Annotated in this window: 16 protein-coding genes, 1 tRNA gene and 1 pseudogene; 10 read left to right on the top strand and 8 right to left on the bottom strand. The window is 71.3% G+C overall.

Annotated features, from left to right (window positions below; translation table 11 throughout):
• Positions 1 to 10: 10 nt before the first annotated feature.
• Positions 11 to 442, bottom strand: a complete 432-nt coding sequence (locus tag ACZ7M7_RS14265; protein WP_472116146.1) for an HIT family protein — start codon at positions 440 to 442, stop codon at positions 11 to 13.
• 139 nt (positions 443 to 581) lie between these two features.
• Positions 582 to 655 (bottom strand) — tRNA-Pro (locus ACZ7M7_RS14260).
• 112 nt (positions 656 to 767) lie between these two features.
• On the opposite strand from ACZ7M7_RS14260, the gene ACZ7M7_RS14255 reads away from it, so the two are divergent.
• From ACZ7M7_RS14255 to ACZ7M7_RS14245, 3 genes are all read left to right on the top strand, one after another.
• Entirely contained in the window at positions 768 to 1,289 is a 522-nt protein-coding gene (locus ACZ7M7_RS14255) for a DUF309 domain-containing protein (protein ID WP_472116143.1), read from the top strand.
• Positions 1,290 to 1,373: 84 nt separating this feature from the next.
• Entirely contained in the window at positions 1,374 to 2,147 is a 774-nt protein-coding gene (gene cobF, locus ACZ7M7_RS14250) for a precorrin-6A synthase (deacetylating) (RefSeq protein WP_383600291.1), read from the top strand.
• A gap of 103 nt (positions 2,148 to 2,250) precedes the next feature.
• Positions 2,251 to 2,712 carry a hypothetical protein gene (locus ACZ7M7_RS14245; RefSeq protein WP_472116140.1) on the top strand — a complete coding sequence of 154 codons (462 nt, stop codon included), beginning with the start codon at positions 2,251 to 2,253 and terminating at the stop codon, positions 2,710 to 2,712.
• Here ACZ7M7_RS14245 and ACZ7M7_RS14240 read toward each other — a convergent pair.
• Positions 2,702 to 3,448: a cobalt-precorrin-6A reductase gene (locus tag ACZ7M7_RS14240; protein ID WP_472116137.1), complete on the bottom strand. Its 747-nt coding sequence runs from the start codon at positions 3,446 to 3,448 to the stop codon at positions 2,702 to 2,704. The two genes, ACZ7M7_RS14245 and ACZ7M7_RS14240, sit on opposite strands and share 11 nt — an antisense overlap.
• A gap of 184 nt (positions 3,449 to 3,632) precedes the next feature.
• Between ACZ7M7_RS14240 and ACZ7M7_RS14235 the strand changes: the two genes are divergently transcribed.
• Both ACZ7M7_RS14235 and ACZ7M7_RS14230 read left to right on the top strand, forming a co-directional pair.
• Positions 3,633 to 5,084: a hypothetical protein gene (locus tag ACZ7M7_RS14235; RefSeq protein ID WP_472116668.1), complete on the top strand. Its 1,452-nt coding sequence runs from the start codon at positions 3,633 to 3,635 to the stop codon at positions 5,082 to 5,084.
• A gap of 53 nt (positions 5,085 to 5,137) precedes the next feature.
• Entirely contained in the window at positions 5,138 to 5,968 is an 831-nt protein-coding gene (locus tag ACZ7M7_RS14230; RefSeq protein WP_472116665.1) for an HAD-IIA family hydrolase, read from the top strand.
• 3 nt (positions 5,969 to 5,971) lie between these two features.
• Here ACZ7M7_RS14230 and ACZ7M7_RS14225 read toward each other — a convergent pair whose 3' ends face one another.
• Positions 5,972 to 6,745, bottom strand: coding sequence for a sulfite exporter TauE/SafE family protein (locus ACZ7M7_RS14225; RefSeq protein ID WP_472116134.1), 774 nt, complete (start codon positions 6,743 to 6,745; stop codon positions 5,972 to 5,974).
• A gap of 66 nt (positions 6,746 to 6,811) precedes the next feature.
• Positions 6,812 to 7,999 carry a thiolase family protein gene (locus ACZ7M7_RS14220; protein ID WP_427844069.1) on the bottom strand — a complete coding sequence of 396 codons (1,188 nt, stop codon included), beginning with the start codon at positions 7,997 to 7,999 and terminating at the stop codon, positions 6,812 to 6,814.
• Between the two features lie 132 nt (positions 8,000 to 8,131).
• On the opposite strand from ACZ7M7_RS14220, the gene ACZ7M7_RS14215 reads away from it, so the two are divergent.
• The 5 genes and pseudogenes from ACZ7M7_RS14215 to ACZ7M7_RS14195 all read left to right on the top strand — a co-directional run bounded on the left by ACZ7M7_RS14215 (position 8,132) and on the right by ACZ7M7_RS14195 (position 11,241).
• A complete protein-coding gene (locus tag ACZ7M7_RS14215) occupies positions 8,132 to 8,974 on the top strand; it encodes an alpha/beta hydrolase (protein WP_472116131.1) in 843 nt (280 codons plus the stop codon).
• Positions 8,975 to 9,098: 124 nt separating this feature from the next.
• Positions 9,099 to 9,581, top strand: coding sequence for a Dps family protein (locus ACZ7M7_RS14210; RefSeq protein ID WP_472116128.1), 483 nt, complete (start codon positions 9,099 to 9,101; stop codon positions 9,579 to 9,581).
• 70 nt (positions 9,582 to 9,651) lie between these two features.
• The gene (locus ACZ7M7_RS14205; RefSeq protein ID WP_383600307.1) at positions 9,652 to 9,984 is read left to right on the top strand and encodes a DUF3140 domain-containing protein; all 333 of its coding nucleotides are present in this window, start codon (positions 9,652 to 9,654) and stop codon (positions 9,982 to 9,984) included.
• A 20-nt stretch (positions 9,985 to 10,004) separates the two neighbouring features.
• A pseudogene (locus ACZ7M7_RS14200) lies at positions 10,005 to 10,361 on the top strand (endonuclease); the annotation flags it as partial.
• 49 nt (positions 10,362 to 10,410) lie between these two features.
• The gene (locus ACZ7M7_RS14195; protein ID WP_472116125.1) at positions 10,411 to 11,241 is read left to right on the top strand and encodes an SAM-dependent methyltransferase; all 831 of its coding nucleotides are present in this window, start codon (positions 10,411 to 10,413) and stop codon (positions 11,239 to 11,241) included.
• A gap of 38 nt (positions 11,242 to 11,279) precedes the next feature.
• Here the strand turns inward: ACZ7M7_RS14195 and ACZ7M7_RS14190 are convergent, their stop codons facing one another.
• From ACZ7M7_RS14190 to ACZ7M7_RS14180, 3 genes are read right to left on the bottom strand one after another with little or no spacing between them, the layout of a single operon-like run.
• Positions 11,280 to 11,972, bottom strand: coding sequence for an SDR family oxidoreductase (locus ACZ7M7_RS14190; RefSeq protein WP_472116123.1), 693 nt, complete (start codon positions 11,970 to 11,972; stop codon positions 11,280 to 11,282).
• On the bottom strand, positions 11,969 to 12,844 hold the full coding sequence (locus tag ACZ7M7_RS14185; RefSeq protein ID WP_472116120.1) for a cupin domain-containing protein: 876 nt from the start codon (positions 12,842 to 12,844) through the stop codon (positions 11,969 to 11,971). The genes ACZ7M7_RS14190 and ACZ7M7_RS14185 overlap by 4 nt, the downstream gene beginning before the upstream one ends.
• The gene (locus tag ACZ7M7_RS14180; RefSeq protein ID WP_472116117.1) at positions 12,841 to 14,193 is read right to left on the bottom strand and encodes an amidohydrolase family protein; all 1,353 of its coding nucleotides are present in this window, start codon (positions 14,191 to 14,193) and stop codon (positions 12,841 to 12,843) included. Before ACZ7M7_RS14180 ends, ACZ7M7_RS14185 begins: the two co-directional genes overlap by 4 nt.
• Positions 14,194 to 14,201 lie beyond the last annotated feature (8 nt).

Genomic DNA, 14,201 nt, shown 5'->3' with positions numbered 1-14,201 from the left:
TCCGGCGCTGTCAGGCCCCCGGCGGCACGGCCTGTTCGAAGCCGAGTTCGCGCAGGGCGGTGCGGAGTTTGTCGGCCGGCTCGTCCAGCGCCGACATGTCCTCCTCCGGCTTGGCGTGGGCGAAGTTCAGATCGCCCAGGCCCCACATGGGCGCCACATGAATGTGCAGGTGGGGCACCTCGAAACCGGCGATGAGCAGCCCGGCCCGCGGAGCGTCCCACGCCCGCTGCACGCCCTGGCCGACGGCCTGGGCGACCTGCATGCAGTGGGACAGCAGTTCACCGTCGACCTGCGTCCACTGGTCGACCTCACGCCGGGGCACGACGAGAGTGTGGCCGGGCGTCAGCGGTGCGATGGACAGGAACGCCGTCGCGTGCGGGTCCTGCCAGACGAACCGGGCGGGAAGCTCTCCGTCGATGATGCGGGAGAAGACGGTGGTCATGTCGGGCCCCTTCGCTGCGGAAGATCTCTCGGCGCGAGCCTACGTCCCGAACAGCGCGTGAATCCGGCCCCGTTGGCCTTGACCGGCCGCATGAGAAAGGGCCCCCGCAGGCTCTCACCTGCGAAGACCCTTCGCACCGTCGGGACGACAGGATTTGAACCTGCGACCCCTTGACCCCCAGTCAAGTGCGCTACCAAGCTGCGCCACGTCCCGGTGCCTCTCGCGCGGTGAACCGCGTGATCGCGCGGACAGCACTTTACCGTACGGGGACGAGTGCGCCGAAGGGGGGCATCCGGCGAGGAGCCGGACGATGGACAATCGGTGTATGGGCAGCACATCGTCAGGACGCCAGGCCGCCGCGCGGGACCGGGACAGCGAGGGGCGGGCACGCAGCGCCCGGCCCCGGGACGGCCTCGGGCGCCCCCTGCCGTACGACGCGGACGGCGTCGACCGCCAGCCCGAGGGCGTCGTACGCACGCCGGGGCAGACCGTCGCCGAGGCGCAGGAGCTGCTGGACGCCGGGAAGCCGTTCCATGCGCATGAGGTGTTCGAGGACGCGTGGAAGGCGGGGCCGGAGGGGGAGCGGGCGTTGTGGCGGGGGCTCGCGCAGCTTGCCGTGGGGCTCACGCACTCGGCGCGGGGGAACGTGACGGGCGGGCCGCGGCTGCTGCGGCGCGGGGCGGGGGCCGTGGAGGAGTGGGCGTCCGCTGCCGGGGAGCGACGGCCGTACGGGATGGATCTCGCGGGGCTGAGCGCATGGGCGCGGGAACTGGCGGGGGTCGTGGAGGAGAGCGGGGAGGCCGTGGACGCGCGGGGGCGGGCGCCCAGGTTGAGGGGCGGGGCGTAGGGGCGAGGCGGGGTCGGCGGGCCTGAGCACGGGCGGGGTGGACGCGGTGTCCTCGGTGTCGGTGGCGTGGGGCAGACTCGGGGTGTGCGAAAGATTCATGTCATCGGTATCGGCGCGGGCGACCCTGAGCAGCTGACGTTGCAGGCGGTCAGGGCGCTGCGGAGTACGGACGTGTTCTTCATCCTCGACAAGGGCGAGGTGAAGTCGGACCTCACGCAGGTGCGCCGGGACATGCTGGACGCGCACATAGCGGAGGGGACGTACCGGGTGGTCGAGGCCCGGGACCCCGAGCGGGACCGGTCCGCCGGCGGTACCGCCTACTCCCCCGCCGTCGGGGACTGGCGCAGTGCGCGCGCCGGGATCTACGAGCGGCTGATCGCCGAGGAACTGGGCGAGGACGAGACCGGAGCGTTCCTGGTGTGGGGCGACCCCGCGCTGTACGACAGCACGCTCGGGATCCTGGAGGAGGTACTGGACAAGGGCGACGTGACCTTCGAGTACGACGTCGTACCCGGCATCAGCAGCGTCTCCGCCCTCGTCGCCCGCCACCGGACGGGACTCAACCGGGTCGCCCGCCCCGTGCAGATCACCACCGGCCGCCGACTGGCCGAAGGCTTCCCGGACGGCGTGGACGACGTCGTCGTGATGCTCGACGCCCACCAGACCTTCCAGAAGTACGCCGACCAGGACATCGACATCTACTGGGGCGCCTACATCGGCACCCCCGACGAGATCCTCGCCTCGGGCCCGATCGCCGAGACCGCCCCACGCATCGAGACCCTGCGCGCGGAGGCACGGGAGCGCAAGGGTTGGATCATGGACACGTATCTGCTGCGACGGAATCCGAAGGAGCAGTAGGCGGTACGCCCGCTGGGCCACCGGGACTGCGGCCGGCCGGCGAGCTGAGCGCCGCGCCGAAATGCCGGTGCGGCGTGCGGCAGTCCGCCGTGATACTTGCCGTATGTCCGCACCGGTGCGTTTCCGCGACCCCCTCACCGAGCTGTACGAGTTCACCGATTCGGTCCTGGTGCGCTGCCCTCGCTGCGAGGGAATCGCTCACTACACGCGTCGGTCGACCGTCGCTGCGGACGCGGACGGTGCGACGTACCCGCAGCGCCGTCTGGTGTGCCGGTCCTGTGGCCTGGCCCGGCACTCGTCACGTGCCGACGGGCGGTGTGCCCGGCCGGATCTGTGGCTGCAGACCGAGACCAGGCACGGGGTGGTGTGGGCCTACAACCTCGAACATCTGGACCTGCTCAGGCGTTTCGTGGCGGCATCGCTGCGGGAGCGGGCGCCCTGGTACGAGCACGGGCGGAAGATGACCTACATCGGACGGCTGCCTGCCTGGATCAAGCAGGCGAAGAACCGCGACGAGATCCTGCGCGCCATCGACCGCCTCCGTGCCTCCGTCGTCACAGGCTGAGGCCGAGCCGCTCCAGCACCCCCGCCACCTCCGACACCGCCTCCACGCCCCCCGGCAGCGGCGGGCGGCGTACGAGCACGACGGGTAGGGCGAGTTGGCGGGCGGCCGTGAGCTTGGCCGCGGTTGCCGTGCCGCCGCTGTCCTTCGTGACGAGGGTGTCGATGCGGTGTTCCTGCAGAAGGGCCGACTCTTCGGGGAGGGTGAACGGGCCGCGGGACAGGAGTACTTCGGTGTGTGGGGGCATCGGCGGCTCGGGCGGGTCGACGGAGCGTACGACGAAGTGCAGGTCCGTGAGGTGGGCGAAGGACGCGAGGCCCAGGCGGCCGGTGGTCAGGAAGACGCGGTGGGCGAGGCTGGGCAGCAGGGCCGCGGCCTCGTCGAGCGAAGCGACCTCGTGCCAGCGGTCCCCGGGGCCGGGGCGCCAGCTGGGCCGGCGCAGGACCACCGCCGCCACCCCGGTCGCCGTCGCGGCGCGGACCGCGTTCGCCGTGATCGACTCGGCGAAGGGGTGCGTGGCGTCGACGACCGTGTCGACATGCTCGGCGCGCAGCCAGTCGGCCAGGCCCTCCGCCCCGCCGAAACCCCCGATGCGTATGTCCCCGGCGACCGCGCCCGGCCGTGCCACGCGCCCCGCGAGCGAGGTGGTGACGCGGACGCCGGGGTGCGCCGCCAGCGCGGCGGCGAGTTCGCGGGCCTCGGTGGTGCCGCCGAGGATCAGGACGTGGCGGGGGGACATGGGGCGAGCGTACGTCGTGCCGCCCGCTGCGATGCCGCCGCCCTGAACACCGCGAACACTATGAACACAACGATCGGACCCGTGGTTCCTCGCCCCGCCGCTCCCTAGCATCGCGGCGCACGGCTCGACGACGCGCCGAAGAGGAACGAGGAGCAGCGTCTTGGACTGGACGAGAACCCACGCAGTGATCCGCAGATCTGTCCCATGGACCCCTCACCGGCGCACGACGCTGACCGCCCTGCTGGCCGGCGCCCTCGCCGCCGGCCTTCTCGTCGGCGCGTCGAACGCCCGGGGAGAGACCGGCGAGACGGCGGGCCCGGCTCCGGCCGAATGCCCCGCCGCCGTCGCCGACAAGGCGACCTGCTACACCGGCCTCGACCCCAACGGCGCCTACTACGCGATAGCCGTGCCCAACGACTGGAACGGCTCCCTCGTCGTCCACGCCCACGGCGGCCCCGACCTCGGTGCGGAGTCCGACCCCGGCCGCAGTCTCGAAGATCTGGGGCGCTGGTCGGTGATGGTGAAGGAGGGCTACGCCTGGGCGGGTTCGTCGTACCGCCGGGGCGGCTACGGGACGCGGATGGCCGCCGCGGACACGGAGAGCGTGCGCCGACTGTTCGTCGGTGAGTTCGGCAAGCCCCGGCGGACGTATGTGCACGGCCAGTCGTGGGGCGGGAACGTCGCCGCGAAGGTCGTGGAGACGTACGGCAACCGGCGGGGGGCGTACGACGGGGCGCTGCTCACCAACGGCGTCCTCGGCGGGGGCTCGCGCGGCTACGACTACCGCGTCGACCTGCGCGTCGTCTACCAGTACTACTGCGGCAACCACCCCCGCCCGACCGAGCCGCAGTACCCGCTGTGGCAGGGCCTGCGCGCCGGCTCGACCATGACCAGCGCCGGGCTGCGCGCCCGGCTGCAGGAGTGCACGGGCCACGCGTCGGCGCCACAGGAGCGGACCGCGCTCCAGCAGCGCAACCTCGACGACATCCTCGCCGTCACGCGGATCCCGGAGCGCACGCTGGAGTCGCATCTGCGGTTCGCCACCTTCACGTTCCGGGACATCGTGCACGACCGCCTCGGGGACCGGAACCCGTTCGGCAACCAAGGCGTCCGGTACTCCGGGTCGCATGACGACGAGGCGCTCAACGCCGGTGTCGAGCGTTTCGCCCCCGACCCGACGGCCGTACGCGATCTGTCCTACGACAGCGATCTCACCGGCAAGGTCTCGATCCCGGTGCTGACGATGCACGCGATCGATGACCCGACGGCGTTCGTCGAGCACGAGGCCGCCTACCGGGCCACGCTGCACGGGGCCCGGCGGGACGGGCACCTGTTGCAGACATTCACTCGGGAGGCCGAGCACAGCGAGCTGAGCGACGCCGAGTACGCCAACTCCATTGCCGCCCTCGACAAGTGGGTGCGCAGCGGTAAGAAGCCGACGGCCGGGTCGGTCGCGGCGTCGTGCGCGGCGTTCGACGGCACGTACGGCACGGGCTGCTTCTACGACCCGGCGTTCCGCCCGGCCCCGTACGCCACGCGCGTCGAGCCACGACCGGGCGGGCTGCGGTGGCCCGCCATGACGTCGGCTCAGGAGCGGGCGTGGAGCAGGATCGAGGGTGTCGGGATAGCGTCCTGACCTGTGCCGGGTGGATCGATGGTTAGGGTCCTGGCATGGAATCCGTACGTGGCATGGAATCCCTGCGTGCCGTCCTGATCGACATCGACGGGGTGCTCACCGTCTCGTGGCAGCCGCTGCCCGGTGCCGTTGAGGCGCTGCGGGAGATCCGCGAGTCCGGGCTCGGTGTCGCGCTGGTCACGAACACGACCTCGCGGACCCGGGCGTCGATCGCGCGGACGCTGGCGGACGCCGGGTTCCCGGTGTCCGCCGAGGACATCCTGACCGCGCCCGCCGTCACCGCCGCGTATCTGGCGGAGCACTGTCCAAGGGCGCGGTGTGTGCTGCTGAACAGCGGGGACATCACGGAGGACCTGGGCGGAGTCACCGTCGTGAGAGATGACGAGGACGGTGACGAGGGCGCGGGCGACCGGGCCGTTCCGGACGTCGTGGTCGTCGGGGGTGCCGGGCCCGAGTTCGGCTACGCGGCGCTGAACCGGGCCTTCGGGCATCTGCAGCGCGGGGCGCGTCTGGTGGCCATGCACCGGAATCTGTACTGGCGTACCGATGCCGGGTTGCAGCTGGACACCGGCGCGTTCCTCGTCGGCCTGGAGAAGGCGGCGCGGGTCGAGGCGGAGATCACGGGGAAGCCGTCGGCCGCGTTCTTCGAGGCGGCCCTGGCGCATGTGGGAGCCGGCGCGGGCGAGGCGGTGATGGTCGGGGACGACGTCGAGTCCGATGTGCTGGCTGCGCAGCGGGCCGGGGTGCGGGGCGTGCTGGTCAGGACCGGGAAGTATCTGCCTCAGACGCACCGGGCCGCGAGCGGCACGCCCGACCATGTGATCGACTCCTTCGCCGATCTGCCCGCCCTGCTGAGGGAACTGCGGGGGTCGGCGCAGGGGTAGGGGTCAGCGCAGGAGTAGCTGGAGGCCGCCGACGATCGTCGCCGCGATCACCAGCTGCTCGAACAGCCGCTGGTTGATCCGGTTCACCGCCCATTTGCCGAGGATCGCACCGGGCACGACGAAGAGCACGAGCGCCGCGTCGAGCAGGAGCGAAGGGCCGTCGATCAGGCCGAGTCCGGCGCTGAAGGGCACCTTGGAGACGTTGACGATCAGGAAGAAGAAGGCGGACGTTCCGAGGAAGCCGAGCTTGCGGAAGCCGGCCGACAGCAGGTACATCGACATCACCGGGCCGCCCGCGTTGGCGACCATGGTGGTGAAGCCGCCGAGGACGCCGTACGAGCGGGCCTTGACCCGGCCGGCCCGGCTGGTGACCGAGTCCGGCTCCGCCTCCTGCTCGGCGGTACGGCGGCGCCACACCGTCACGCCCGCCATCATCAGCAGGATCGCGCCGATCGACGTGCGGACGATGCCGTCGTCGGCCCACACGAGGAACAGCGTGCCGAAGACGACGCCGGCCGCGACCGCGGGGAACAGCCGCCACAGCGTGGGCCAGTGGGCGTGCCGTCGGTAGGTGAGGACGGCGAGGACGTCCCCGGCGATCAGGATCGGCAGCAGCACACCGGTGGAGGCGCGGGCGGGGAGGACGGCGGCGAAGATCGCGAGGCTGACCGTGTTGGCCCCGCTCACGGCCGTTTTCGAGAAGCCGACGAGCAGGGCCGCGAAGGCGAGCGTGGCGAACTCCCAGCCTGTTATGTGCCAGAGCGTCATCGTGTCCATGCGGAGACCGATGGTATGTGCAGACAACAGGTACTGGTAAGGACCGTCTCGCCAGTTGGGAGATTGCTAGTGCCGCTCCACCAGCACCGCACTCCCCTGCCCGACACCCACACACATGGTCGCCAGCCCCCGCTCGGCCCCCGTGCGCCGCATCCGGTGCAGCAGCGTCGTGAGGATCCGCGCACCCGAGGAGCCCAGCGGATGTCCCAGCGCGATCGCGCCGCCGCTCGCGTTGACCAGCTCGGGATCGATGCCGAGCTCGTCGACGCAGGCGAGGGCCTGCGCCGCGAACGCCTCGTTGAACTCGGCCTCCTGGATGTCGCCGATCGTCCAGTCGGCGCGGGCGAGGACCTTGCGGGTGGCGGGGACCGGGCCGATGCCCATCACGTCGGGGTGGACGCCGGCCGAACCGCCGGCGACATAGCGGCCCAGGGACTCCAGGCCGAGTTCGTTGAGGGCTTCCTCGCTGACGAGGAGCAGTGCTGCCGCGCCGTCGTTCATCGGTGAGGCGTTGCCCGCGGTGACCGTGCCACCCTGCCGGAAGACCGGCTTCAGGCGGGCCAGCTTCTCGTACGACGTGTCCTCGCGGATGCACTCGTCGCTGTCGACCAGCACGCCGTCCGGGCGCTCGACCGGCAGGAGTTCGTCGTCGAAGTGGCCGTTCTTGCGGGCCTCGGCGGCCCGTTGGTGGCTGCGCAGGGCGAAGTCGTCCTGTCGCTCGCGCGGGATGCCGTAGCGCTCGGCGACCTCCTCGGCCGTCTCGCCCATGGACAGCAGGCCGTGCAGCTCCTTCATCGCCGGGTTGACCAGACGCCAGCCGAGCCGGGTGTCGACGGTCTCGATGCGGTGCGGCAGGGCCTCGTCGGGGCGGGGCAGGACGAAGGGGGCGCGGCTCATCGACTCGGAGCCGCCGGCGAGCACGATGTCGGCCTCGCCGGCCGCGATGGTGCGGGCGGCCGACGTCACGGCCTCCAGTCCGGACGCGCACAGGCGGTTGACCGTGGCGCCGGGGACCGACTCGGGCAGCCCCGCGAGGAGCGCGGCCATGCGGGCGATGTTGCGGTTGTCCTCGCCTGCCTGGTTGGCGGCGCCCCAGTAGACGTCGTCGATGCGCGCCGGGTCGAGTGCGGGCACCTCGGCGACGAGGCCTCGGATCACGGTCGCGGCGAGGTCGTCGGGCCGTACCGACGACAGCGCTCCGCGCAGCTTGCCGATGGGGGTGCGGCGGGCGGCCGCGAAGTGGACGGGACGCACGACAGGACTCCTGACCGGGCCGTATGAATCGGCACCCAATTAATTAGCACCGCTAGTTTTGGACTATAGACCGCCTCGCCGCCCCCTGGGAAGATCCTCCGGGAACCCTGCACCGACGCAGCCGGAGGAACCATGGCCGACGCCCGCGAGCACGCACTCGACGGAAGCCGGGGATCGATCGTCGTACGCGAGTGGCCGAGCCGCGACCGGCCCCGCTACCTCGCCCTCGTGATCCACGGCTACGGCGAGCACGTCGGCCGGTACGGCGAGGTGGCGGACGTCCTGGTCAGGCACGGTGCTGCCGTGTTCGGGCCCGATCACGTCGGGCACGGCAGGTCGGCGGGTGAGCGCGTGCTGATCGAGGACTTCGAGGACCTGGTCGCCGATGTGCACGCGGTCGCCGGGCTGGCCCGGGCCGCGTATCCGGATGTGCCGGTCGTCATGGTCGGGCACTCCATGGGCGGCCTGATCGCGGCCCGCTACGCCCAGCTCCACGGCGACGGGCTCGCCGCCCTGGTGCTGTCCGGGCCCGTGATCGGCGACTGGGAGCTGCCCCGCCGGCTGCTCGCCCTCGACGAGATCCCCGACACGCCCATCAGCCCGGCCGCGCTCTCCCGCGATCCCGGGGTGGGCGCGGCGTACGTGGCGGATCCGCTGGTCTGGCACGGGCCGATGAAGCGGCCGACGGTCGAGGCGTTCGTGCGGATGCTGGACACCGTGTCCAAGGGCGGCGACCTCGGACGCCTGCCGCTGCTGTGGCTGCACGGCGACAACGACCGGCTGGTCCCACTCACCGGCAGCCGTGTCGGCGTCGAGGAGCTGCGCGGGGGCGAGCCGTCCGAGCACGTCCATGACGAGCACATCCATGGCGAGCACATCTATCCGGAAGCCCGGCACGAGGTGTTCAACGAGACGAACAAGGCGGACGTCTTCGCGGACCTGCTCCACTTCCTGGACGGTGTGTTCGCACACTGAGACACCTCGCGTTTTGCACCGGTTCGCCCTGGGCACCCGCGCCCGCACGGGGCGGTACCAGCGTCGCACCGGCGTCGCACCGCTCCGTACTGGCCCGACCACGCCAGAAATGGAGGAGCGCGAAATGACTGTCGTCAAGAGCACGCTTCCCGAACCGGCCCGCCGCGTCGCCGGCGAGGCGCTGCAGAGCACTCTCGTCGATCTTCTGGGACTCTCGCTGATCGGAAAACAGGTGCACTGGAACATCGTGGGCCCACGGTTCCGCTCGATCCATCTGCAGCTCGACGAGGTCGTCTCGGTGGCCCGCTCGTTCTCCGACACGGTCGCCGAACGCTCCGCCGCACTCGGCCTGCCGCCCGACGGCCGGCCGGAGACCATCGCCGCGGCCTACACGCTGCCCGGCCCCAAGGAGGGCTGGGTCCGCGACAACGAGGTCGTCCAGCTCGTCGTGGACTCCCTGACGGCGGCCATAGAGCGGCTGCGCGCGCGCATCGACGCGACCGCCGAGCCGGACCCGGTGACGCAGGACCTGCTGATCGGCATCACGAGCGAGCTGGAGAAGCAGCGCTGGATGTTCGACGCCGAGAACTGGCCGCGCGACGAGTGACACCGACACCCACACCGACACCGCGATACGCCGTACACGCAGAGCCGTACCCGGAAAGAAGGGGCACATCGTGACCGACGCCCTCGAACTCGACGCACTGTGGCAGGAGTTCCACCGCGTCGTGAACATGACCTCGCAGGAGCTGGCCACCTGGCTGCGGGTCAGTGACGCGGACGAGGAGACCGAGCCGCTGCCGGACCAGGCCGGGACGCCGACCGGGCAGCACGTCCTCGCGATCCTCCAGAAGCGGCGCACGGACCTCACGGACGCCGACGTCCAGATCATGTACGACGTCGTCGACACCGTCACCGACCAGGCGGACCTCGAGAACGAGCCCGAGCCCGAACAGACACGCCGTCGGCATCAGCTGATGACGATCGGCCACGACCCGCTGAGGCCATGAGCAACGACAAGCAGGTCGTACGGGAACTCGTCCGCGCGCACGGGCGCGATCCGCGCCGGGTGGCCGACGCCGACTGGCAGGAACGGGTCGCCGCGCCGGGCCGGGGCGGCTAGCGGCGCCACGACGAGCGTACGGCCACCCAACTCGGCGAAGGCGCCGCCATCTTCCTGCATGAGGCCCAGCGGGTCCGGCCGGAAGTGGCGCCCTACCTGGGCACCAAGGCGCTCACGGGCGCCGAGCGGCTCGGCCTGCCCAAGGAGCCGGAAGGGGTGACCGGCATCGCCGGGAACACCGAACCGGCCGTGCCGGCCGCGGCGTTGGTGCGGGCCTCGCTCGACAAGGAGGTGGCCGAAGACAGTCTCCGCCGGGCCGCATGATCGTGGAAGACTGCTCGCAGCACACCGTTGTCGAGCACAGGAGGCCTGCGTGGCGGGGACCGAGTCGGGAACCGAGTCGGCGAACCGGTCGGCCGTATCCCGTATCGACACGAGCAGACCGCATCCGGCCCGGGTGTACGACTGGTTCCTCGGCGGCAAGGACAACTACCCGGTCGACGAGGAGCTCGGCCGCCGGATCACGGCGATGCAGGGCGACGCTCCGCGGCACGCGCGGGCCAACCGCCGGTTCATGCAGCGGGCCACCCGGGCGGTCGTCCAGGAGACGGGGATCCGGCAGTTCCTCGACATCGGCTCCGGCATCCCGACCGAGCCCAACCTGCACCAGATCGCCCAGTCCGTCGTCCCGGACGCACGGGTGGTCTACGTCGACAACGACCCGATCGTGCTCGCTCACGCGGAGGCCCTGCTGCGCGGCACTCCGGAAGGCGTGACGGAGTATGTGCAGGCCGACGCGCGTGAGCCGGAGCGGATTCTCGAACAGGCAGCGTCGGTCCTCGACCTGGACCGGCCCGTCGCCCTGTCCCTGATCGCACTGCTGCACTTCATCGCGGACGACGACGGCGCCCACCGGCTGGTGGACACGCTGGTCGGCGCGCTGGCGCCGGGCAGTTGCCTGGTGCTGTCGGCGATGACGGCGGACTTCGAACCGGAGAACGTCCGCCGGGGTATCGCAGCCTACAACGCGAGCGGCGTGACGCTCGTGGCCCGTTCGCACACCGAAATGGGCCGCCTCTTCAGGGGACTTGAGCTGCTGGAGCCTGGGATCGTCTCCCTGTCGGACTGGCGGCCGGGCGAGGGCGAGCTCGGGGCGAACGAAATTCCCGTGTCGCTGTACGGCGCGGTCGGCCTGAAGCCCTGAGGCCCTGAGGCCTGACCCAGCCCGCGGCTCGAAGCCGCTCACCCGAGCAACCACCCTCCGTCCACCGCGAGTTCGACCGCGTTGACCGACCGGTTGCGCAGCAGGAAGTCCACCGCGTCCACGACGTCGGCCATCGTGGCGAGCTGCCCGGTGGGGGTTCTGGCGCGCAGCCCCGCCAGCACCTCGCCGGGCTTGGCCAGCCAGTAGGGGCTGTCCCCCACGACCCCGGGATGCACGGCATTGACCCGTACCGGCGCCAGCTCGACGGCGAGGGTGTTCACCAGCCCGCCCACGCCCGCGTTGACGGTCGCCACCGTCGTGGCGCCGACGTACGGGCGCTCCTTGGCCTGCCCGCCGAACAGCACGATCGCGCTGTCGTCGTGCAGCCGTGGACGCAGGGCGTGCACGACCTCGGTGTAGCCGACGAGCTTGAGCGTGACGAGACGCAGGGCGGCGTCGATGTCGTACTCGGTGACCCGGTTGTCGTCCCGGGAGACGCCCGCGATCACCAGGTGGTCCAGACGCCCGACGCCGGCCAGTGCGGCGGCGATCTCCCGGGGCTGCGACAGATCCAGCGCGAGGCCCTGAGCAGCGCCGATCTCCTTGGCCACCGTGTCGGCGCGATGGGCGTCGCGGCCGGTGAGGACCACTTCGTCACCCCGCCGCGCGCGGAAGCGGGCGAACTCGCGGCCGATCCCGGAGGTACCGCCCACGACGAGCACACTGCTCATGACCCCAGCGCCTCCCTCAGATACTCCCAGTCCCGCGTGAACCGGTAGGAGTGCTGCGGCGGCGGCTGCGGCGCCTGGGTCTCCAGCCAGCGCAGCGGCCCCTCCCCCGCGTTGGCGAACCCGTGCACACAACCGGCGCCCGCCCACGCGAGGTCGCCGGGGCCGAGCCGGTACCGCTCTCCGTCGAAGGTCGCGTCCACGGTCCCCTCCAGGAACAGGTACGTCTCCTCGAAGGGATGGTCGTGCGTACCGGCCACCCCGTCCGGCGCGTACTGCACCATGAACATGGTCGAGGCGACGGCGCCGAGATCGCTGTCGACCATCATCTTCACGGTGATCCCGCTGTACACGAGCAACGCGGTCCGCATGCTCGCCGACACCGCGAGCAGGTCCTGCGCCTGCTTGCCGGGATCCATCTGCGCGGCCTCGAAGTGACCGAAGGACCGGGTGCGCGGGTCGCGGACGTCGATGCGGACGGGGGCACGGGCCGGCAGCGCGGGCACCGCCTGGGTGTCGTGGCCGTAGCGGGCCCGCGGCACCGGCGCGAGCATGTCGGCCCAGCGCCCGACGGTGTCCCCGGCGCCGCGCCAGGCGTGCGAGACGCCCGTCGGGAGGAGGCCGTAGTCGCCCTCCTCGAGGAGGTACGACCCCTCGGGCACATCGAGGATCACGGCCCCGTCGAGGACGTGGAAGCTCTCCTCGTACGAGTGCACATGCGCGCCGACCCGGCCGTCGGACCGTATCTCGCACACACCGAAGCCGGTGTGCACGCTGCCGTCGCCCTCGCCGACCAACTCCCGCCGCCGATGGCCGAGTTCGTCGTAGGGCGGCTCCGGGACGTCGGCGGCCCGGCGCACCAGGTGTCGGGTCATGCGGCGCTCTTCGCCTCCTTTGCGGCCAGGAGACGGTCGCGGGAATCCTGGACCAGCCGGCGGGCCCGGTCGACGTCGGCCACGAGCCGGCCGTCACGCTTGCGGATCACGCCGTCGACGACGACCGTGTCGACGTTGGAGACATCCGCCGACAGCGTCACCGCGGCGGCCGCGTCGTGCACCGGGGCGACATTCAGTGCGGTGGCGTCGATCGCGACGACGTCGGCGCGCTTGCCGGGGGTCAGGGAGCCGGTGCGGTCCTCGACGCCCGCGACGTGGGCGCCGTTGCGTGTCGCGATCTCCAGCATCTGACGTGCCGTCAACATCGTTGCGGGGACGGGCAGATTGGCCTTCCAGCAGTCGGCGTTGACGCGGGCGCGCTCGGCGCCGAAGGCCGCGCGGATCTGGGTGAACATGTCGCCGGGCACGGTGGTGACGACATCGATGCTCAAAGAGGGCCGCAGTCCGAACTCGATGGCCTTCATGACGGGCGGCCAGCCGTGCCCCATCTGCTCCTCGACCTGCGGTGCGATCGAGACCGTGCCGCCGCTGTCGGCGACCATCTGCCACTCCTCCTCGCTGAAGTAGCAGCAGTGGACGTAGGTGGTGTCGGGGCCGAGCAGCCCCAGGCCCTGGAGCTGCTTGACCATGCCGAAGCGGCCCGCCAGGCGGCCCATCGCGACGTGCACGGTGATCGGGATGCCCAGGTCGCGGGCGAGGGCCCACTCGGCGGTGACGACGTCGTTCGTGCAGAAGCCGGGGCCGCGGGTGGCCAGACCCATGGTCAGCAGACCGTCGTCGGAGGAGAAGTGGGCGCTGCGGATGCGTCGTACGTCGTCGCCCGGGATCGCGATCTTGCTGTCGAACCAGTAGTCGGCCAGTGAGGTGTTGGCGCTGCCGTACGCGTACTGGGCGCGGATGCCGGTCTCCGTGAGCGCCTGGATCGCGGCGTCGGGATGCTCGGGTGTGTTGTTGATGTGGGACCAGTCGACGAGGGTCGTGATGCCCGCGTTGAGGCACTCCAGCGATCCCGCGAGGTTGGCCGCGTACACGTCCTCGGGGGTGTAGAGCGGCGCGAAGGAGTCGAGGATGTCGACGAAGTAGTCGTCCAGGGTGGCGTCGGGGGCGACGTTGCGGATCGACGCCTCCCAGGTGTGGCGGTGGGTGTCGACGAAGCCGGGGATCACGATACGGCCGGTCATGTCGAGCACGTCCGCGTCGGCGCTGATGTCCGGCTCCACCGCCGCGATCTTCCCGTCCTCGATGAGGACGTCCCCCTGGGGGAGGTCCCCGACAGCGGGGTCCATCGACAGCACGTGACCGGCTCGCAGGAGTATCCGATCGGGCATCGCTCTTC

It is taken from the genome of Streptomyces sp. NPDC111606 (assembly GCF_055656945.1).
Note: the sequence above shows the minus strand (reverse complement) of the source record. Positions and strands in the feature narration are given on the sequence as shown.